A 20,555-nucleotide genomic window follows, 5' to 3' on the forward strand; every position below is an offset into this window, starting at 1 on the left:
CCCGTGAGTGACGACGTCCTGTCCTGGGTCCGCATCGACGCGGCAAGCTCAGTACCTCCCTTTGAGCAGCTCAGGGTTCAGATCCTTGACGCCGCCAATGACGGAAGGCTTGCCGTTGGTACCCGGCTGCCTCCGGTCCGGGCGCTCGCTGCCCGTATGGGCCTGGCGGTAAACACCGTTGCCAGGGCTTACCGCGAACTTGAACAGGCCGAAGTGGTGACCACGCGCTCGCGGGCCGGCACTGTGATTGCTGCGGCCGGAGACAACGGCAGGCGGCGGGTGGCCGAAGCGGCCCGGGTTTTCGCAGATTCGGTCCGCGCCAACGGGCTGGATCCGAAGGAAGCGCTGACGTACGTCGAGACGGCTCTTCGCCTGCGGTGAAACCGCGGCGTCGAATACTTCTTCGAACCAAACGGTGAACTACAGTGGAAAATGTGTCTACAGCTACCTCTTTGATGGCCGATAGTGCCAACGAGCCGCACAGCGGCAACGATCTCTCCCGCCTGATCGTCAAGGGCGCACGGGAGCACAACCTGCAGAACGTGGATCTGGACTTGCCGCGTGACGCGATGATTGTCTTCACCGGGCTTTCCGGATCCGGAAAGTCCTCTCTGGCTTTTGACACCATCTTCGCCGAGGGCCAGCGCCGCTACGTCGAATCGCTGTCCTCCTACGCCCGGATGTTCCTGGGCCAGGTGGACAAGCCGGACGTCGACTTCATTGAGGGCCTTTCCCCGGCGGTGTCCATCGACCAGAAGTCCACCTCCAAGAACCCGCGGTCCACGGTTGGCACCATTACCGAAATCTACGACTACATGCGCCTGCTCTGGGCACGTGTGGGTACGCCGTTCTGTCCCGTCTGCGGTGAGCCGGTTTCCCGCCAGACCCCGCAGCAGATTGTGGACCAGCTGCTGGAGCTTGAAGAGGGCACCCGGTTCCAGATCCTGGCTCCTGTGGTGCGCGGCCGCAAGGGCGAGTTTGTGGACCTGTTCAAGGAGCTCGCCGCCAAGGGCTACTCCCGGGCAAAGGTCGACGGCGAGCAGATCCAGCTCGCTGATCCGCCCAAGCTCGGCAAGCAGTACAAGCACACCATTGAAGTTGTGGTGGACCGGCTGGTGGCAAAGGACGGCATCCGGCAGCGCCTGACCGACTCGGTGGAGACGGCCCTGGCGCTGGCCGACGGCCGGATCCTTGCCGATTTTGTGGACATCGACGAGAAGAGCGATGAACGGGTCCGGGCCTTCTCCGAGCACCTGGCCTGCCCCAACGAGCACCCGCTGGCCATCGATGAGATTGAACCGCGGTCCTTCTCCTTCAACAACCCCTTCGGTGCCTGCCCGGTGTGCACCGGCATCGGCAGCCGGCTCGAAGTTGACGAAGAACTGGTCATCCCCAACCCGAACCTCAGCCTCGCCGCCGGAGCTGTGGCTCCTTGGGCCCTGGGCAACGCCACCCTGGAGTACTGGAACCGTCTGCTGGCCGGTCTGGCCAAGGAGCTGGGCTTCTCCATGGATGTGCCGTGGAAGAAGCTTCCGGCCAAGGCGCGCGAAGCCATCCTGAACGGCAAGGACCATAAAGTGGTGGTCCAGTACAAGAACCGCTTCGGACGCGAGCGCAAGTACAGCACCGGCTTCGAAGGCGTCATCCAGTACATCCACCGCAAGCACCTCGAAACCGAGTCGGACAGCGCCCGCGACCGGTACGAAGAGTACATGCGGGAGATTGCCTGCCCGGCCTGCGGGGGAGCGCGGTTGAACCCCGCTTCGCTGTCCGTGCTGATCAACGGCAAGAACATCGCAGAGGCGGGCTCGCTTCCCCTGCGCGATGCCGCCGCCTTCTTCCAGGGCCTTGAGCTCACCGCCCGCGAAGCCAAGATCGGCGACCAGGTCCTGAAGGAAATCCTGGCCCGCCTGACCTTCCTGCTCGACGTCGGACTTGAGTACCTCAGCCTGGACCGCCCCGCAGCAACTCTCTCCGGAGGTGAAGCTCAGCGCATCCGGCTGGCCACGCAGATCGGTTCCGGCCTGGTGGGGGTCCTCTATGTCCTGGACGAGCCCTCCATTGGCCTGCACCAGAAGGACAACCGCCGCCTGATCGAAACGCTGGCCCGCCTGCGGAACCTGGGCAACACCCTGATTGTGGTGGAGCATGACGAAGACACCATCCATGAAGCGGACTGGGTGGTGGACATCGGACCGGGTGCCGGTGAGCGCGGCGGCGAAGTGGTCCACTCCGGCTCCCTGGAGGGCCTGCTGAAGAATGAGCGCTCCCTGACCGGTGCCTATCTCTCCGGCCGGCGGAGGATCGAGATTCCGTCCAAGCGGCGCAAGGTGGACAAGTCCCGGCAGCTGAAGATTGTGGGCGCCCGGGAGAACAACCTGCGCAACATCGATGTCAGCATTCCACTGGGTGTCTTTACAGCGGTGACCGGCGTCAGCGGCTCCGGCAAGTCCACCCTGATCAACGACATCCTGTACAAGACACTTGCCGCCAAGCTCAACGGTGCCAAGCATGTTGCCGGCCGGCACACGCGCATTGACGGCCTGGAGAACCTGGACAAGGTCATCCACGTGGACCAGAGCCCGATCGGACGCACCCCGCGGTCCAACCCGGCCACCTACACCGGCGTCTGGGACCACATCCGCAAGCTCTTCGCGGAGACCACGGAATCCAAGGTCCGCGGCTACCTCCCCGGCCGGTTCTCCTTCAACGTGAAGGGCGGCCGCTGCGAGGCCTGCCACGGTGACGGCACGCTGAAGATCGAAATGAACTTCCTGCCGGATGTCTACGTGCCCTGTGAGGTCTGCCACGGCGGCCGGTTCAACCGCGAAACGCTCGAGGTGCACTACAAGGGCAAGAACATTGCCGAAGTGCTGAACATGTCCATCGAGGAAGCCGCGGAATTCTTCGCCGCGTTTGCTCCGATTTCCCGGCACCTGAACACCCTCGTGGACGTGGGGCTGGGGTATGTGCGGCTCGGCCAGCCCGCCACCACCCTCTCCGGCGGTGAAGCGCAGCGCGTCAAGCTCGCTGCCGAACTGCAGAAGCGGTCCAACGGGCGCAGCGTCTATGTGCTGGATGAACCCACCACCGGCCTGCACTTCGAGGATGTACGCAAGCTGCTGCTGGTCCTGCAGGGACTCGTGGACAAGGGCAACACCGTTATCACCATCGAGCACAACCTGGACGTCATCAAGAGCGCCGACTGGCTCATCGACATGGGGCCGGAGGGCGGAAACGGCGGCGGTCAGGTCATCGCGCAGGGCACGCCGGAAAAGGTCGCCAAGTCCGAGGTCAGCCACACCGGCAGGTTCCTCGCGGAATTGTTCGAGAAGCAGAACTGACCGGCATACATTTCCCCTTTCCTGGTCCGGAAGCGAAAAAAGGTATTCCCTGCGGGGAATGCCTTTTTTCGTACCGGGGAGTAGGTGTGGGAAACTGTCCCGGTGAAAGAATCCCGGCTACTAGTGCTTTTCGACCTCGACGGAACCCTCGTGGATCCGGCCGGCAGCATCACCGGCGGCATCAGCGCCGCCCTCGCAGCCGGCGGCTTTCCCGTTCCGGCAGCCGAGGATCTGGAGCGCATGGTGGGCCCGGCCCTGGTCACCTCCCTCCGCGACATTGCCGGCGTTCCCGAAGAACGGCTGGCCGAAGTCATTGCCCGCTACCGGGAGGGCTACCGGTCGGCGGGGATGGCGCAGAGCCGCCCCTATCCCGGCATCCGCGGCGTCCTGGAAGAGTTGAGGGCATCCGGCTGCCTGCTGGCCGTGGCCACGCAGAAACCTGAACCGCTTGCCGTTGAACTGCTTCGCCTGCAGGGACTGCTCAACCTTTTCGATTCCGTTCACGGTTCACCGGCCGATGAGCAGGCGGCCGCGAAACTGGACGGCAAGCGGACCATCATCGGTGCCGCCCTGAACCGCCACGCCGGCTCCTTCGACCGCGCCGTGATGGTGGGGGACCGGATGCACGACGTACACGGCGCCGCCGGCAACGCCCTGGACTGCATAGGAGTGGCCTGGGGGTTCGCGGCGGCCGGTGAGCTGGAAGCCGAAGGCGCTGCCGCCGTCGTGCACTCCGCCGATGAGCTGCTGACGGAGCTGGAGCGCTTCCGCGCGCAGGAAGGAACCTGCGCACATGGGAGTCTATGACCTCACCCGGGCCTCCACCCGCGGACTTATTGCCTCGCTGTGCCGGCCCACCGTGATTGGCCTGGAAAACGTGCCGGCTACGGGTCCCTTCATTGTGGCGGCCAACCATCTGTCCTTCCTGGACAGTGTCCTGACCCAGGCCCTGATGCCCCGGCCCGTGGCGTTCTTCGCCAAGGCGGAATACTTCACCGGAACCGGAGTGAAGGGTGCCGCCATGCGCACCTTCTTCGAAGGCGTGGGCTCCATTCCCGTGGAGCGCGGCCAGCAGGCCGCATCGGTGGCTGCGCTGAAAACCCTGCTGGACCGCCTCGAGGAGGGCTCCGGCATTGGCATCTACCCCGAGGGCACCAGGTCACGGGACGGGCTGCTGTACCGCGGACGCACCGGTGTGGGCTGGCTGGCCCTGACGTCGGGGGCGCCGGTGGTGCCCGTGGGGCTCATCGGCACTGAAAACCTGCAGCCGGCGGGCAAGAAGTGGATCAAGCCGCAGCACTTCACCATGAAGGTGGGACGGCCGCTCTACTTCTCCAGGACCGGGCCGGACCATGCCCTGCCCGCACGCCGGCAGGCGACGGACCGGGTCATGGACGCGATCGCGGAACTCAGCGGCCAGCAACGCGCGGGCAGTTACAACCAGAACAAGCCTGAGGGATAGGTCCCGCAGTTCAGCGTGCCGCGAAAAGGGCGGGTCCGGCGCGGAGCGCCCCCGGGGCGACCGTAGGATGGAACAGTGGCAGATCCAGCAACATACCGGCCGAAAACAGGGGAAATCCCCACCGCTCCAGGCGTTTACCGTTTCCGTGACGAACACGGCCGGGTCATCTATGTCGGCAAGGCCAAGAATCTCCGCTCCCGCCTGAACTCCTACTTTGCCAATCCGCGCGGCCTGCTGCCGAAGACCCGGGCCATGGTCCACACCGCCGCCAGCGTGGAGTGGACGGTGGTGGGCACCGAGCTTGAGGCGCTGCAGCTCGAGTACACCTGGATCAAGGAATTCAATCCCCGGTTCAACATCATGTTCCGGGATGACAAGTCCTACCCCTATCTCGCCGTCACCATGGGGGAGAAGTATCCCCGGGCGCAGGTGATGCGCGGTGACCGGCGCAAGGACACCCGCTACTTCGGTCCTTTCTATCCCGCCAAGGCCATCCGGGAAACCCTCGACACCCTGCTGCGCGTTTTCCCCGTCCGCACCTGCAGTTCCGGAGTCTTCAAGCGCGCCGAGCGCACGGGGCGGCCCTGCCTGCTCGGCTACATCGACAAGTGTTCGGCACCGTGCGTGGGCCGGATCAGCGCGGAGGACCACCGCCGGCTGGCGGCGGAGCTGTGCGACTTCATGTCCGGGGAGGGCAAGCGCTTCATCTCTTCACTGGAAAAGGAGATGCAGGCAGCCGTTGCTGAACTGGACTATGAAACCGCTGCCCGGCTCCGGGACGACATCTCCGCCCTGCGGAAAGTCTTTGAACGCAACAACGTGGTGCTCAGTGAGGACACGGACGCGGACATCTTCGCCCTGGAGGAAGACGAGCTTGAAGCGTCGGCCCAGGTGTTCCACGTCCGCGGCGGACGCATCCGCGGCCAGCGCGGCTGGGTTGTGGAGAAGGTTGAGGACAATGACACCGCCGATCTGGTGGAACACCTGATCCAGCAGGTCTACGGCGAAGCGAATTCAACCGACCGGATTCCCCGCCAGGTCCTGGTGCCGGTGCTGCCGCCCAACTCGGATGAGCTGGCGCAGTGGCTGGGCGGCCTGCGCGGGGCACGGGTGGACATCAGGGTTCCGCAGCGCGGAGACAAAAAGGCCCTGATGGAAACCGTGGCCCGGAACGCTTCCGACGCCCTGCGGCTGCACAAAAGCCGCCGCGCCGGAGACATCACCACGCGGTCGGCCGCCCTGCAGGAACTGCAGGAGGCACTCGATTTGCCGGTGGCACTGCTGCGCATCGAGTGCTACGACATTTCCCATGTCTCGGGCACCAACGTGGTGGCGTCCATGGTGGTTGCCGAGGACGGACTCCCCAAGAAATCTGACTACCGCAAGTTTTCCATCACCGGCGACGCCGCACGGGATGACACATCGGCGATGTACAACGTCATCTCCCGCCGCTTCCGCAACTACCTGGCCGAGAACGCGGACCCCGCAGCGGACCCGGACGCCCGGTCCGAGGCGCCTGCAGACCTGCCCGCGGACCGTACCGGAACCGACGTCCAGCCGCTGACGGACACCCTCACCGCCGCCCCTAAAGCCAAGTTCGCCTACCCGCCCAACCTGGTGGTGGTCGACGGCGGCCAGCCGCAGGTGGCCGCGGCTTCACGGGCGCTGGCAGACCTGGGTATCACGGATATCTACGTGGTGGGTCTGGCCAAGCGCCTCGAGGAGGTCTGGCTGCCGGACAGTGATTTTCCGGTCATCCTGCCGCGGGCCTCCGAGGCACTCTTCCTGCTCCAGCGCATCCGCGATGAAGCGCACCGCTTTGCCATCACGTTCCACCGCCAGAAGCGGGCCAAGTCCATGACGGCGTCGCTGCTGGACGATATTTCCGGACTGGGGCCGGCCAAGCGGACCGCGCTGCTCAAGGAATTTGGTTCGGTCAAAAAACTGCGGGCTGCATCGGTTGAGGACCTGCAGCGCGTTCCGGGAATCGGGCCCGCGCTTGCCGCATCGGTGCACGCCCAGCTGGCCTCGGCGAAGACCGAAACGGGCGCACCGGCTGTCAATATGGCCACCGGCGAAATCCTCGAAACTTAGCTAGGCTGGGTAATTGGCTCATTCCCCGGCCGCAGCCGGAAAACCAGCAAGGAACAGGACAACTGAAATGATGGAAGAGGACGCGCTGACCCCGGTCAAGCCCGCCGAATCGGAGCTGCTGGTGGTCACCGGCATGTCCGGTGCCGGACGCAGCACGGCCGCCAACGCGCTCGAGGACCACGGCTGGTATGTGGTGGAGAACCTGCCGCCGCTGATGCTGGGAACGCTGACCGAGCTGGTCTCGCGCATGCCTCATTCCATTCCCAAGCTGGCCGTGGTGATAGATGTCCGCAGCAAGGAACTGTTCCAGGACATCCGGGAGGCGCTGAGCGGGCTGCGCGCCGCGGGTGTCTCCTACCGGCTGCTGTTCCTCGATGCCGAGGATGACACCCTGGTCCGCCGCTTCGAGCAGGGACGGCGTCCGCACCCGCTGCAGGAAAACGGCAGCATCCTTGACGGCATTGCCGCGGAACGTGATGTGCTGAAGGAACTGCGTGCCTCTTCGGACGTCATCGTCGACACCTCCAAACTCAATGTCCACGCCCTGGCCACCACGATCACCGAACTGTTCACCGAATCCGGTCCCATTGTGCTGCGCCTGAACGTCATGAGCTTCGGCTTTAAATACGGCCTTCCCGTGGATGCCAACTATGTGGCCGATGTGCGCTTCATCCCCAACCCGCACTGGGTTCCGCAGCTGCGGCCCCACACCGGTCTGGACACCGACGTGCGGGACTACGTCCTGGGTGCCCACGGCACGCGGGATTTCCTGGACCGTTATGTGGACGCACTCGAACCGGTTATCGACGGATACCGCCGGGAGAACAAGCACTACGCCACCATTGCCGTCGGCTGCACCGGCGGGAAGCACCGCTCTGTTGCCGTGACCGAAGAACTGGCCAAGCGCCTCGCCCAGCTGCCGCATGTCACCGTCAGCGCCCATCACCGTGATCTCGGGCGCGAGTAGATGAACTTCCTGACCGGATCCCTGCCCATCCTTCCCCAGCCCGCAGCGGACCGCGGAACGGGCGGGCAGGATTCCCGGGCTGTGGTGGCCCTGGGCGGCGGTCACGGACTGTCTGCGTCGCTCTCCGCACTGCGCCTGCTTACCACTGACCTGACGGCCGTCGTCACGGTGGCCGACGACGGCGGATCCTCCGGCCGCCTGCGCGAGGAGCTGGGCGTCCTGCCGCCGGGAGACCTGAGGATGGCCCTGGCAGCTCTGTGCGATGACACGGATTGGGGCCGCACCTGGCGCGACGTCATGCAGCACCGCTTCCAGTCCCGGCCCGGTGTGACCGGTTCGCTGGACAACCATGCCCTGGGCAACCTGCTGATCGTGACCCTGTGGGAACTTCTGGGGGACCCGGTGGCCGGTCTGCAGTGGGCCGGCGCCCTGCTCGGTGCCCGCGGCCAGGTCCTGCCGATGTCCACCATGCCGCTCACCATTGAAGGCGACGTCCAGCGCCGCCCGGAGCACGGCGGTCGGCTGGAACTGATCACCGGACAGGCCCGGCTTGCCGCTGCCGGTGTCCGGGGAAAGGTCAGCGAAGTCAGGTTGACTCCGGCGGATGCCCCGGCCTGCCCGGAAGCGCTGGCGGCCATCGAGCGGGCGGACTGGATTATTCTGGGACCGGGCTCCTGGTACACCTCCGTGCTGCCGCATTTGATGCTGCCGGACCTGCGCAACGCCCTGTGCAGCAGCCGCGCCAAGGTGTGCCTGACCATGAACCTGAGCAATGAGACCAAAGAAACAACGGGCATGTCGGCGCTGGACCATCTGGCGGAGATCCGGCGGTATGCTCCGGAGCTGCAGGTAGACGCCGTGCTGGCCGACCCCGGCGTGATTGAGGACCCGGACGCTTTCGGCGAGGCCGTAGCAGGCATGGGCGGCCGGCCCGTTTTCGGTAAGGTGGGGGCTGCGACGGGGCGGCCGATCCATGATCCGCTGCGCCTGGCAACCGCATACCACGATATCTTTGGGGAGAACTAGGAGTGTATTTGTGGCGTTGACCGCAGCAGTAAAAGAGGAACTTTCACGACTGGATGTGAAAAAGTCCTCCGTCCGCAAAGCGGAAGTATCGGCCTTGCTGCGATTCGCCGGAGGACTGCACATCATCTCCGGCCGTATTGTGATTGAAGCAGAAGTGGACCTGGCGTCCACAGCCCGGCGGCTCCGGGCCGCCATTGCCGAGGTGTACGGGCATGCCGCGGACATCATTGTCGTGTCCGGCGGCGGACTGCGCCGCGGCAACCGCTACGTGGTGCGGGTGGTCAAGGACGGTGAATCCCTGGCGCGGCAGACCGGCCTCCTGGATGCCCGCGGGCGTCCCGTCCGGGGCCTGCCCTCAGTGGTGGTCAACGGCTCCGCAGCTGACGCCGAGGCCGTATGGCGCGGTGCGTTCCTGGCCCACGGTTCGCTGACTGAGCCCGGACGTTCCTCCTCCCTGGAAGTCACCTGTCCCGGCCCCGAGGCAGCGCTGGCACTGGTGGGCGCCGCCCGCCGGATCGGCATCGCCGCCAAAGCCAGGGAAGTGCGCGGCATCGACCGCGTCGTGATCCGCGACGGCGACACCATTGCCGCCCTTCTCACCCGCATGGGGGCCCATGACGCCCTGATGGTCTGGGAAGAACGGCGCATGCGCAAGGAAGTCCGCGCCACGGCAAACCGGCTGGCCAACTTCGACGACGCCAACCTGCGCCGGTCGGCCCAGGCCGCCGTCGCCGCCGGGGCGCGGGTGGACCGCGCACTGGACATCCTGGGCGAGGACGTTCCGGATCATCTTCGCTATGCCGGCGAGCTGCGCGTGGCACACAAACAGGCTTCCCTGGACGAATTGGGCCATTTGGCTGATCCGCCCATGACCAAGGACGCCATTGCCGGCCGGATCCGCCGCCTGCTCGCCATGGCGGATAAGCGGGCAGCTGAATTAGGCATCCCCGGCACTGAGGCGAATGTGACTCCTGAGATGCTTGATGAGTAGCACCCAAGCATAAGATGGGCTAAGCATGCTGCCTATTGGCGGCGCTCAAGTTTCCGGGTGGAAAACCCCGTCCGGATAACCGATCCGACTTTCATTGGAGGATTTTTGTGAACGAATACACACTGCCGGAACTTCCCTACGATTACGCCGCGCTGGAGCCCAACATCTCCGCACGCATCATGGAGCTGCACCACGACAAGCACCATGCGACGTACGTAGCCGGAGCCAACACGGCGCTGGCACAGATGGCAGAAGCACGGGAAAAGGGCGACTTCGCCAGCATCCCGAAGCTCTCCAAGGACCTGGCGTTCCACGTTGGCGGCCACGTCAACCACAGCATCTTCTGGAACAACCTCTCTCCCGAGGGCGGCGACAAGCCGGTCGGCGAACTCGCAGCAGCCATTGATGACTTCTTCGGTTCCTTTGATGCGTTCCGCGGCCAGTTCACCGCTGCCGCCACCTCGCTTCAGGGTTCCGGCTGGGCCCTGCTGGCCTACGAGCCGCTGGGCAAGAACCTCGTCATCGAGCAGCTGTACGACCAGCAGGGCAACGTGCCGGTTGGCACCATCCCGCTGCTGATGCTGGACATGTGGGAGCATGCCTTCTACCTCGACTACGTCAACGTGAAGGCAGACTACGTCAAGGCTTTCTGGAACATCATTAACTGGGCGGATGTCGCCACCCGGTTCGATGCTGCTCGCAACGGTGCCCACTCGCTGGTGCTCCCCGCGTAATTCAGGTCTCCGGCCCGCTTTCTGCCTCCGTACCGGTTCGCTCAGGGGACCCGGCGCGTAGGATGAGTCCGAGGGTTCCCGCCCTGCCGCACGGCTCGGCGGGAACCTCTTGGAGTCACGGGGAAGGTGTTCGCCGTTCGTCCCAGGATTGTCCCGGCAACCCGTCCCTGCCAGACCAGTGGCCTACGCACACAGGGTCACGCTCTTCGGTACACCGCAATCAAGGAGACAGAAAAGTGACTACTCGTGTTGGAATCAACGGCTTCGGACGCATCGGTCGAAACTACTTCCGCGCAGCACTGGAGCAGAACGCCGACCTCGACATCGTGGCCGTCAACGACCTCACCAGCCCCGAAACCCTTGCCCACCTCCTGAAGTACGACTCCGTCACCGGCCGCATCGGCACAGATGTGGAAGTGCAGGGCGGAGATCTGGTGGTGGGTGGAAAAACGATTAAGGTCCTGGCCGAACGGGACCCCTCAAACCTGCCCTGGAAGGATCTCGGCGTTGACGTCGTGATCGAGTCCACCGGGTTCTTCACCAAAGCCGAAGATGCCAGAAAGCACCTCGACGCCGGCGCCAGGAAGGTCCTGATTTCCGCCCCCGGCAAGGGAGCGGACCGGACCATCGTGATGGGTGTGAATGACGGTGAATACAACCCGGAGACCGACAACATTGTGTCCAACGCTTCCTGCACCACCAACTGCCTGGCGCCGCTGGCCAAGGTCATTAACGATGCCTTCGGAATTGAACGCGGACTCATGACCACCGTCCACGCCTACACTGCGGACCAGAATCTCCAGGACGGTCCGCACCGGGACCTTCGCCGGGCCCGGGCAGCGGCGCTGAACATCGTGCCCACCACCACCGGTGCCGCTAAGGCCATCGGCCTCGTGATTCCGGAACTCGACGGTAAACTGGACGGCTTTGCCCTCCGGGTGCCGGTCCCCACCGGGTCGGTTACCGACCTTACGGTGACCCTGGCCAAGGAGGCCAGCGTTGAGCAGATCAACGACGCGTACAAGGCCGCCAGCGACGGTGCCCTGAACGGCTACCTCCGGTACACCGATGAGCCGCTGGTGTCCTCGGACATCGTGACGGATCCGGCCTCGTGCATCTTCGATTCGGGGCTGACCCGCGTCATGGGCAACGAAGTCAAGGTGGTCGGCTGGTATGACAACGAGTGGGGCTACTCCTGCCGCATGGTGGACCTGACCAAGCTGGTTGCCTCCACGCTGTAAGGCCCCCGTCCGGCCGTGCCGGCTGCCCTGCAAATCCCACAAGCCCCCAATGCCCGCAAGGGATGTAAAGGTAGACATGACAGTCAAGACTCTTGAGGAACTGATCAACGACGGCGTCGATGGTCGGTATGTGCTGGTCCGCTCGGACCTGAATGTGCCGCTGGACAACGGCACGGTGGCCGATGACGGACGCATCCGTGCGTCCATCCCGACCCTTCAGAAACTGGTGGAACACGGCGCCAAGGTGATCGTCATGGCGCACCTGGGACGGCCCAAGGGCACACCGGATGAAAAGTACTCGCTGCAGCCCGCCGCAGACCGGTTGGACGAGCTCGCACCGTTCGCGGTCGAATTTGCCGCCGACGTGGTGGGGGAGAGCGCGCATGAGCTGGCCGGTTCCCTGGCCGCGGGCTCCGTCCTGGTGCTGCAGAACATCCGCTTTGATCCGCGCGAAACGTCCAAGAACGACGACGAGAGGCTGGCCCTGGCACGCGAACTTGCCGGGCTCACCGGAGACAACGGTGCCTACGTTGATGATGCCTTCGGTGCCGTACACCGCAAACACGCCAGTGTGTACGACATTGCCGAGATCCTCCCTGCATACGAGGGCGACCTGGTGCACACCGAGGTTGAGGTGCTCAAGCGGCTTACCGAGAATCCCGAGAAGCCCTACGTCGTCGTTCTGGGCGGCTCCAAGGTTTCGGACAAACTGGCCGTCATCGAGAACCTCATGGAGCGCGCCGACTACCTGCTGGTGGGCGGTGGAATGGTCTTCACCTTCCTGGCTGCCCAGGGCTACAACGTGGGGGCATCGCTGCTGGAGTCGGACCAGATCGAGAAGGTCAAGGGCTACCTCAGCCGTGCCAAAGAGGTTGGCTGCGAGTTTGTCCTCCCCACCGACATCGTGGTGGCGGACAAGTTCGCTGCGGACGCCGACGTCGAGGTGGTTCCCGCGGATGCGATGGAGAGCAGCCGGTTTGGTGCCTCCGGCATCGGCCTGGATATTGGCCCGGACTCTGCTGCGGCCTTTGCCGGGAAGATCGGTTCGGGCCGGACCATTTTCTGGAACGGTCCCATGGGCGTCTTCGAGTTTGATGCGTTCGCCAACGGCACCCGCACGGTTGCCCAGGCGCTGAAGGACTCCTCCGGCTTTTCCGTGGTTGGCGGCGGCGACTCCGCCTCGGCTGTCCGGAAGCTGGGCTTCAGCGACAGCGACTTCGGGCACATCTCCACCGGCGGCGGTGCTTCCCTGGAATACCTGGAAGGCAAGAAACTGCCCGGCCTGACGGTCCTGGACCAGTAAAGCCCCGGTGCGGGCCGCTGCCATCCGGCGGCGGCCCGCACTCCCATGTCCGCCTGCCGTACGGCAGCTGCATGTTTCCCCACAGCCAACTGATGACGAATATTTGAAAGCGGAGCAATAATGACTACGTCGACCAACGGCAAGTTTGATCGGACACCGCTGATCGCGGGCAACTGGAAGATGAACATGGACCATGTCCAGGGCATCACCCTGCTGCAAAAGCTTGCCTGGACACTCAAGGATGCACAGCACGACTACCACCGCGTGGAGGTGGCTATTTTTCCCCCGTTCACCGATTTGCGCAGCGTCCAGACGCTGATCAACGGTGACAAGCTGGACATCGAATACGGTGCGCAGGACCTGTCGCCGAAGGACTCCGGTGCCTACACCGGTGACATCTCGGGCCAGTTCCTCTCCAAGCTGGGCTGCAAGTACGTCCTCGTAGGCCACAGCGAACGCCGGACCGTGCACGGTGAATCCGATGAGCTGCTCAACGAAAAGCTCAAGGCCGCCTACCGCAATGATCTGGTGCCGGTACTGTGCGTCGGCGAAGGACTGGAAATCCGCCAGTCCGGCAACCACGTTGCCCACACCCTGGAGCAGGTCCGCAGCGACCTCGCCGGCCTTGATGCAGACCAGGTCTCCGCACTGGTCATCGCCTATGAGCCCATCTGGGCCATCGGCACCGGTGAGGTTGCCGGTCCCGCCGACGCACAGGAAATGTGCTCGGCCATCCGCGCCGAGATCGCGGACCTGTACGACGATGCCGTCGCCGCCAAAACCCGGCTGCTGTACGGCGGCTCCGTCAAGGCACAGAATGCCGCCAGCATTCTGAAGGAACGCGACGTGGACGGCGTGCTTGTTGGCGGTGCCAGTTTGGATGTGACCGAATTTGCTAATATTGTCAGGTTCGAACAACATCTGGTGACCGACTGATTTGCAGCTGACCTGCACCGCAGTGCACGTCTCCATTCCGTGAGTCACCCCCGAAAGGCCGTACGTGGAAATTCTGAAGATTGTCCTGCTGGTTCTTCTAGCCATCACCAGCCTGCTGCTGACGTTGCTCATCCTGCTTCATAAGGGACGCGGCGGCGGCATGTCGGACATGTTCGGCGGCGGCATGACGTCCAGCATGGGCTCATCAGGGGTTGCCGAACGCAACCTGAACCGCTTTACCGTGGCGCTCGGATTGTCCTGGGGCCTGGTCATCATTGCCCTCGGCCTAATCCAGCGCTTTTCCGGCGAAGCCTAGGTATTCCACGGCCCCCGGCCAGCGGACTTAAACCACAGAAGCCCCGGAGATCCGCCAGGACCTCCGGGGCTTCTATGTGCCCGGGGGAAACTAGTCCGCTGCGGCGGCGCCCGTTCCTTCCGGGTCCAGGAGCCGTTCAGGCAGCTGAGAGGCAGCCGCCTGGTCAATCAGCCAGCGGGTCTTGGTGCGCCCGTGCGCACCCCCGGCCGGAACCTGGACCGAGCCGGCACCGGCCAGCGCAAGGCCCACCGCTCCGGCCTTGTCCTCGCCTGCCACGGTAAGCCAGACCTCCTCGGCGGTGTTGATGGCTTCCATGGTCAGTGACACGCGCTCAGCAGGAGGCTTGGGCGCGTTGGACACCGCCACCACGGTTTCACCCGTGGTCCGCACGCCCGCCATTTCGGGAAACAGCGACGCAATATGGGCGTCCGGACCGACACCCAGCAGGAGCACATCGAAGCGGGGCAGCCGTGGATCGATCGATTCGAACCCCGGAGCCAGCTCTTCCTGCGCCGCTTCACTCGCCAGCGCCCGTGCATAGGCCAGAGCGGCTTCTCCGGCGCTGGACACCTCATCGGCGGCCGGCACGGGATGAACCCGGGCCGGATCAACGGGCAGCCGGGAGAGCAGGGCATCCGCAGCCTGGGCGGCATTGCGGTCGGGGGAGTCAGCAGGAAGGAACCGCTCATCACCCCACCAGAAGTTCACCCTGGACCAGTCCACCGCGGAGCGCGCGGGCGCCGTGGAGACAGCGTCGAGGACCGCGATGCCCACAGTCCCGCCCGTGAGTACCACGGTGGCGACTCCGCGCCGGCTCTGCACGTCCACCAGCTTGGTGATCAACCGGGCCGCTGTGGCAGCGGTCAGGGCCTGCACGTCGGGGTGAATGCTCACGCCGTTGGGAGAATGCATCATGCGGTTATCCCTTCCTGGGACAGGCAGGCTGCCAGCCCCTGTGTCAGTACTTCACCGTAGACTTCGTCAGGATCGAGCCGGCGGAGTTCCTCAGCCAGGCAGTCACGCAGATTACGGCGCGGCAGCGGTATCTGCTGCTCAGGCTGGCCGGGCTGCGTCAGGTACGCCGTAAGCTGGTCCGGACGGAACAATTCCACGTTACCGCCGTCACGCTCGAAGACCACGGACCCGATGCCGGTTCCCGGCTCACCTTCGACAATCTTCACGGGAACCTTGAGCGCGTACTTCAGCCAGGCGGCGAGCAGGAAGGTGCTGGCCGAGTCGGAGGCACCTGCAACGGTTACCGCGGTGACCGGATCAGTGCCGGCTTCATCGAGCACCGCTGCGAGCTGGATCCGCCAATCCGTCAAACGGGTCCAGCTGAGGTCGGTGTCACCGTCCGCATACGCCTCGCCCAGCGCCAGCAGAGCCCGTTTGGGATCGTCCGCGGTTGCGGCGTCGGTAATGCGCCGGTGCGCGATGCCGCCCAGGGGTGTCTGCGCCGGATCCACGGGAACACCGTGGGGCCACCACACCACAATGGGAGCGTCCGGCAGGAGCAGGGCCGAGACAAGGGACACGCTTTCCCCGGCGAGTTCACCGTGCCGGTAAAGGACAATCACCTCGGAAGCACCCGCGTCCCCGCCCACGCGGATCTCGGCGTCCAGCCGGGTGGTGTCATCGGCGGAGCCGCCCGCCAGCACGATAATGCGGCAGGGATGCTCCCGGCTCGCCTCGTTGGCGGCGGCGATGGCCTCCTCCACGAAATCGGGCTCGGTGTCCACCACCAGGGTCAGGACGCGGCCCAGGGTGACCACCCCGCCCTTTTCCCGCATGGCCACAATCTCTTTGGACACCTTGGATGTTGTTGTGTCCGGCAGATCTACAATCACGGCCTTCTCCAGGTCCTTCCGTCTTGGGCAAGCAGTTCATCAGCGGAGCCGGGGCCCCAGCTCCCGGGAGCATAGGGCTCCGGCTGGGTGCCCAGGGAGGCCCAGTACTCTTCGAACGGATCCACAATCTTCCAGGACAGTTCCACTTCCTGATGCCGCGGGAACAAAGGAGGCTCACCCAGCAGGACGTCCAGGATCAGGCGTTCGTATGCTTCCGGACTGGACTCCGTGAAGGAATGTCCGTAGCCGAAGTCCATGGACACGTCCCGGACTTCCATCTGCGTGCCGGGAACCTTGGAACCGAACCGGATGGTGGCGCCCTCATCGGGCTGCACCCGGATCACCACGGCGTTCTGGCCGAAGTCATGGTCATTGTGGTCGCGGAAAAGAAGGTTGGGTGCACGTTTGAACACCACGGCAATTTCCGTGACCCGACGGCCCAGACGCTTGCCGGCCCGAAGGTAGAAGGGAACCCCGGCCCAGCGGCGGGTATTGATGTCCACCCGGATGGCAGCGAAGGTCTCGGTGGTGGAATCCGGGTTGAAGCCTTCTTCCTCCAGGAAACCGGTGACCCGTTCTCCGCCCTGCCAGCCGCCGGTGTACTGTCCGCGCGCTGAGTGCTTGGACAGGTCCTCGGGGAGCCGGACGGCGGCAAGCACCTTTTCCTTCTCGGCGCGCAGATGATCGGCGTCGAAGGAGATGGGCTCTTCCATCGCCGTCAGCGCCAGCAGCTGCAGGAGGTGGTTCTGGATGACGTCGCGGGCTGCACCCACGCCGTCGTAATACCCGGCGCGGCCGCCGATGCCAATGTCCTCAGCCATCGTGATCTGGACATGGTCAACGAAGTTCGCGTTCCAGATCGGCTCAAACAACTGGTTGGCAAAGCGCAGTGCCAAGATATTCTGGACCGTTTCCTTGCCCAGGTAATGGTCAATGCGGAACACCGAATCTGCCGGGAAGACGGACTCCACCACGTTGTTCAGTTCCCGGGCGGACTGCAGGTCGTGGCCGAACGGCTTCTCGATGACCACACGGCGCCACTTGCCCTCAGACGTTTCGGCCAGGCCGTGCCTGGAAAGCTGCTGGCAGACCTGCTCGAAGGACTTCGGCGGAACGGACAGATAGAACGCATGGTTGCCCCGGGTGCCGCGCTCGGTGTCCAGCGTCTCCAGGGTGTCTTTGAGCTTGGCGAAGGCCTCATCGCTGTCGAAGCCGCCCTCAACGAAGCGGATGCCTTCCGCCAGCTGCTTCCAGACGTTCTCGTTGAAATCTGTGCGGGCATGGCTCTGCACCGAGTCCTTCACCTGGGCGGCGAATTCCTCGTTGCTCCAGGGCCGCCGGCCAAAGCCCACCAGGGAGAAACTGGGCGGAAGCAGCCCACGGTTGGCGAGATCGTAGACCGCCGGAATGAGTTTCTTCCGGGCCAGGTCCCCGGTGACCCCGAAGATCACCAACGAGGACGGTCCGGCAATGCGGGACAGCCGGCGGTCCCGGGGGTCCCGCAGCGGGTTGGCGGCACCCGTCTTTTCATCTGCGGGCATCTAGCTGCGTCCGCCTTCCGATACCAGGCTGCGGACGGCTGCTTCCAGTTCCCGGACACCCTGTTCACGGTCCGTGAAGTTCAGCCGCAGGACCGGCCGGCCCTGGTCCGCCAGGACGGAGGCATCGCCGGCTGCCTGGGCAGAGATCAGCTCCCCGAAGGTGAACGGACGGCCGGGAACGGAGAGGTCTTCCTGCGGCGTGCCGGTGATCTGCAGGTAGGCGCCCTGGGCGGGCCCGCCCTTGTGGAACTGTCCGGTGGAGTGCAGGAAGCGCGGTCCCCAGCCAAACGTCACCGGACGGCCGGTGGCCGCGGCCAGCTCGGGGCGGATGGACTCCAGTTCCGACTGACGGTTCCGGTCCAGATAGGCCTGGACACTGAGGTAGCCGTCGGCTCCCAGCTGCCCCAGCAGGGCGGAAAGGGCTGCGGTCAGGGTGCCGGCGCTGCCGAGCAGTTCGGACGGGGCACGGACTTCCACAGCACCGTCAACGAAGTTGGGTTCCGTGGGCTCCGGCCGGGCGTCCAGCATGCCGCGGGCTGCCTTCTTGGCTGCCTCGACGTCGGGCTGGTCAAAAGGATTGATGGCCAGCAGCCGGCCGGCTACAGCGGTGGCAAATTCCCAGAGGATGATCTGCCCGCCCAGGGAACCGGCCACGACAACCTGGTCGCCTTCCGGTTCCGGATCCGTGTCCACGGCCACCAGGCGCGCGGTGAGCACGTCGGAGGCACCGGAAGTCGTCTCAGGGGCACCGGCTTCGGCGACTACGGGCAGCAGGCCCGTGCCCAGTTTCCCCGTGGACTCGGCAATGAGCTGCTCGGCCCAGTCGGGGAATCCGGCCAGTCCCGACCCCTCGTCCACAATGACCACCTTGTTGCGCAGCGGGTCGGTTCCGCCCAGGGCGGCACCGAGCTGCAGGCCGATGTTATCGGCTGCATTGTCGCTGAGGATCTCCAGGGCGTCTTCGGCATCATCGAGCAGTGCTTCGATGTCCGCGCCGGCCAGGCCCGACGGGACCAGCCCAAAGGCGGTGAGGGCGGAATAACGGCCGCCCACGTTCGGATCGGCGTTGAAGACGGCGCGGTAGCCGGCTTCGCGGGCGGCACCGTCAAGGGGCGAACCCGGGTCGGTGACGACGACGATGCGTGACTTGGCGTCAATTCCGGCATCCGTAAACGCCTGTTCGAAAATGCGGCGCTGGGAGTCGGTCTCCACCGTGGAGCCCGACTTGGAGGACACCACAATGACGGTCTCCTCCAGACCGGATGCCAGGGCGGCGCGGACGACGTCGGGGTCCGTGGAGTCCAGGACCGTCAGGTCCACGCCGGCGGTGCGGGTAATAACCTCCGGGGCCAGGGAAGAACCGCCCATGCCGGCGAGGACCACGCGGGTCACTCCCTCGGCGGCCAGTTCTTCCCGCAGCCCGCGGATCTGTCCAACGAGCGGCCGGGAGGCCTCGGAGGGGTTCAGCCAACCAAGGCGGATCGAGGCCTCTGCTTCTGCATCGGGTCCCCACAGAGTGGGGTCCTGGGCAAGGAGACGGGCGGCTACCTCATCACGCACCAGGGCAGGTACGTTCTTTTCAACGGCGGCCAGCGCGGCCCCGGCTGCTTCGAAGGACAGTGTGGTCATTTTTCCTATGCCTCTTTCGCGGTATCCAGAGCGGTCTGAACGGTCTCGAGGAGTTCTCCCCAGCTGACCACGAACTTGTCCAGGCCTTCGGTTTCGAGCTGCTCGACGACGTCGTTGTAGGAGATGCCAAGGCCGTCCAGTGAATCCAGAACGGCGCTGGACTCCGCGTAGGTCCCGGTGATGGTGTCGCCGGTGATCTCGCCGTGGTCCGCGGTGGCGTTCAGGGTCTTCTCCGGCATGGTGTTGACCGTGTGCGGTGCCACCAGGCCGGTGACGTACAGGGTGTCCGGCAGTGCCGGGTCCTTGACGCCCGTGGAAGCCCAGAGCGGACGCTGTGCGTTGGCGCCGGCCGCTGCCAGGACCTGCCAGCGCTCGGTGGCGAACTGCTCCTCGAACACCTGGTAGGCGAGGCGGGCGTTGGCCAGGCCGGCCTTGCCCTTCAGTGCCTTGGCTTCGTCGGTGCCGACGGCGTCCAGCTGCTTGTCGATCTCTGCATCCACGCGGGACACAAAGAAGGAAGCAACCGAGTGGATCTTGGACAGGTCATGTCCGTTTTCCTTCGCCTGTTCAATGCCCACCATGTAGGCGTTGATGACCTCGCGGTAGCGCTCCAGCGAGAAGATCAGCGTGACGTTGACGCTGATGCCCGCGGCCAGGGTGGCGGAGATGGCCGGCAGGCCTTCCCTGGTTGCCGGGATCTTGATCAGCACGTTGTAGCGGCCAACCTTGTTGAACAGTTCCTTGGCTTCCCGGATGGTGCCCTCGGTGTCACGGGACAGGCGGGGATCAACCTCGATGGAGACACGGCCGTCCACGCCGTGGGTGGCTTCAGCCACGGGGGCGAAGACATCGCAGGCCTGCAGGACGTCGTCGGTGGTGATCTCGAAAACGGCCTTGTCCACGTCGGCGCCGGAGCGCGCAAGCTGCTGCACCTGTGCGGCGTAGGACTCGCCGTTGGCCAGGGCGGCGGCGAAGATGCTCGGGTTGGTGGTTACGCCAACCACGTTCTTGGTGTCCATGAGGTCCTTGAGGGACCCGGAGACGATGCGTTCGCGGGACAGGTCGTCCAGCCAGATGGATACGCCGGCTTCGGAGAGCCGTGCGGTGGGTGTGGAAGTCATGAA

Annotated in this window: 18 protein-coding genes; 13 read left to right on the plus strand and 5 right to left on the minus strand. The window is 64.9% G+C overall.

The window, feature by feature from the left end; genetic code table 11:
- Positions 1-3 precede the first annotated feature (3 nt).
- From QMA10_RS00555 to secG, 13 genes are all read left to right on the plus strand, one after another.
- On the plus strand, positions 4-381 hold the full coding sequence (locus QMA10_RS00555; RefSeq protein ID WP_290165094.1) for a GntR family transcriptional regulator: 378 nt from the start codon (positions 4-6) through the stop codon (positions 379-381).
- A gap of 74 nt (positions 382-455) precedes the next feature.
- On the plus strand, positions 456-3,344 hold the full coding sequence (uvrA, locus tag QMA10_RS00560; RefSeq protein WP_290165307.1) for an excinuclease ABC subunit UvrA: 2,889 nt from the start codon (positions 456-458) through the stop codon (positions 3,342-3,344).
- A gap of 123 nt (positions 3,345-3,467) precedes the next feature.
- Positions 3,468-4,151 (plus strand): HAD hydrolase-like protein, encoded by a 684-nt coding sequence (locus tag QMA10_RS00565; protein WP_290165097.1) that lies wholly within the window; start codon positions 3,468-3,470, stop codon positions 4,149-4,151.
- Positions 4,138-4,806, plus strand: coding sequence for a lysophospholipid acyltransferase family protein (locus QMA10_RS00570; RefSeq protein ID WP_290165099.1), 669 nt, complete (start codon positions 4,138-4,140; stop codon positions 4,804-4,806). Before QMA10_RS00565 ends, QMA10_RS00570 begins: the two co-directional genes overlap by 14 nt.
- 75 nt (positions 4,807-4,881) lie before the next feature.
- Complete coding sequence (gene uvrC, locus QMA10_RS00575) at positions 4,882-6,900, plus strand: excinuclease ABC subunit UvrC (protein WP_290165101.1); 2,019 nt, start codon at positions 4,882-4,884, stop codon at positions 6,898-6,900.
- 67 nt (positions 6,901-6,967) lie between these two features.
- A complete protein-coding gene (gene rapZ / locus QMA10_RS00580) occupies positions 6,968-7,867 on the plus strand; it encodes an RNase adapter RapZ (RefSeq protein ID WP_290165103.1) in 900 nt (299 codons plus the stop codon).
- Entirely contained in the window at positions 7,868-8,893 is a 1,026-nt protein-coding gene (yvcK, locus tag QMA10_RS00585; RefSeq protein WP_290165105.1) for a uridine diphosphate-N-acetylglucosamine-binding protein YvcK, read from the plus strand.
- Between the two features lie 10 nt (positions 8,894-8,903).
- Positions 8,904-9,884, plus strand: a complete 981-nt coding sequence (gene whiA, locus QMA10_RS00590) for a DNA-binding protein WhiA (RefSeq protein WP_290165107.1) — start codon at positions 8,904-8,906, stop codon at positions 9,882-9,884.
- 107 nt (positions 9,885-9,991) lie between these two features.
- Entirely contained in the window at positions 9,992-10,618 is a 627-nt protein-coding gene (locus QMA10_RS00595; RefSeq protein WP_290165110.1) for a superoxide dismutase, read from the plus strand.
- Positions 10,619-10,854: 236 nt separating this feature from the next.
- Entirely contained in the window at positions 10,855-11,859 is a 1,005-nt protein-coding gene (gene gap, locus QMA10_RS00600; protein WP_290165112.1) for a type I glyceraldehyde-3-phosphate dehydrogenase, read from the plus strand.
- Between the two features lie 76 nt (positions 11,860-11,935).
- A complete protein-coding gene (locus tag QMA10_RS00605) occupies positions 11,936-13,162 on the plus strand; it encodes a phosphoglycerate kinase (RefSeq protein ID WP_290165114.1) in 1,227 nt (408 codons plus the stop codon).
- Between the two features lie 120 nt (positions 13,163-13,282).
- The gene (gene tpiA, locus QMA10_RS00610; protein ID WP_290165116.1) at positions 13,283-14,098 is read left to right on the plus strand and encodes a triose-phosphate isomerase; all 816 of its coding nucleotides are present in this window, start codon (positions 13,283-13,285) and stop codon (positions 14,096-14,098) included.
- 64 nt (positions 14,099-14,162) lie between these two features.
- Positions 14,163-14,414 (plus strand): preprotein translocase subunit SecG, encoded by a 252-nt coding sequence (gene secG / locus QMA10_RS00615; protein WP_104054195.1) that lies wholly within the window; start codon positions 14,163-14,165, stop codon positions 14,412-14,414.
- A 90-nt stretch (positions 14,415-14,504) separates the two neighbouring features.
- On the opposite strand, the gene pgl is transcribed toward secG, so the two are convergent.
- From pgl to tal, 5 genes are read right to left on the minus strand one after another with little or no spacing between them, the layout of a single operon-like run.
- The gene (pgl, locus tag QMA10_RS00620; protein ID WP_290165309.1) at positions 14,505-15,326 is read right to left on the minus strand and encodes a 6-phosphogluconolactonase; all 822 of its coding nucleotides are present in this window, start codon (positions 15,324-15,326) and stop codon (positions 14,505-14,507) included.
- Positions 15,326-16,261 carry a glucose-6-phosphate dehydrogenase assembly protein OpcA gene (locus tag QMA10_RS00625; protein ID WP_290165124.1) on the minus strand — a complete coding sequence of 312 codons (936 nt, stop codon included), beginning with the start codon at positions 16,259-16,261 and terminating at the stop codon, positions 15,326-15,328. The genes pgl and QMA10_RS00625 overlap by 1 nt, the downstream gene beginning before the upstream one ends.
- On the minus strand, positions 16,258-17,802 hold the full coding sequence (zwf, locus tag QMA10_RS00630) for a glucose-6-phosphate dehydrogenase (protein ID WP_290165126.1): 1,545 nt from the start codon (positions 17,800-17,802) through the stop codon (positions 16,258-16,260). Before zwf ends, QMA10_RS00625 begins: the two co-directional genes overlap by 4 nt.
- On the minus strand, positions 17,803-19,431 hold the full coding sequence (locus QMA10_RS00635; protein WP_290165128.1) for a glucose-6-phosphate isomerase: 1,629 nt from the start codon (positions 19,429-19,431) through the stop codon (positions 17,803-17,805).
- A gap of 5 nt (positions 19,432-19,436) precedes the next feature.
- Positions 19,437-20,552 (minus strand): transaldolase, encoded by a 1,116-nt coding sequence (tal, locus tag QMA10_RS00640; protein WP_290165129.1) that lies wholly within the window; start codon positions 20,550-20,552, stop codon positions 19,437-19,439.
- Positions 20,553-20,555: the final 3 nt, after the last annotated feature.

The sequence above is a fragment of the Arthrobacter sp. APC 3897 genome, from assembly GCF_030407495.1.
GTDB lineage: Bacteria > Actinomycetota > Actinomycetes > Actinomycetales > Micrococcaceae > Arthrobacter_B.

Coding starts and splice junctions, on each gene's coding strand:
- QMA10_RS00605 (WP_290165114.1), top strand. CDS start 11,936: ATGACAGTCAAGACTCTTGAGGAACTGATCAACGACGGCGTCGATGGT.
- rapZ (WP_290165103.1), top strand. CDS start 6,968: ATGATGGAAGAGGACGCGCTGACCCCGGTCAAGCCCGCCGAATCGGAG.
- pgl (WP_290165309.1), bottom strand. CDS start 15,326: ATGCATTCTCCCAACGGCGTGAGCATTCACCCCGACGTGCAGGCCCTG.
- QMA10_RS00570 (WP_290165099.1), top strand. CDS start 4,138: ATGGGAGTCTATGACCTCACCCGGGCCTCCACCCGCGGACTTATTGCC.
- zwf (WP_290165126.1), bottom strand. CDS start 17,802: ATGCCCGCAGATGAAAAGACGGGTGCCGCCAACCCGCTGCGGGACCCC.
- tal (WP_290165129.1), bottom strand. CDS start 20,552: ATGACTTCCACACCCACCGCACGGCTCTCCGAAGCCGGCGTATCCATC.
- tpiA (WP_290165116.1), top strand. CDS start 13,283: ATGACTACGTCGACCAACGGCAAGTTTGATCGGACACCGCTGATCGCG.
- QMA10_RS00635 (WP_290165128.1), bottom strand. CDS start 19,431: ATGACCACACTGTCCTTCGAAGCAGCCGGGGCCGCGCTGGCCGCCGTT.
- uvrA (WP_290165307.1), top strand. CDS start 456: ATGGCCGATAGTGCCAACGAGCCGCACAGCGGCAACGATCTCTCCCGC.
- yvcK (WP_290165105.1), top strand. CDS start 7,868: ATGAACTTCCTGACCGGATCCCTGCCCATCCTTCCCCAGCCCGCAGCG.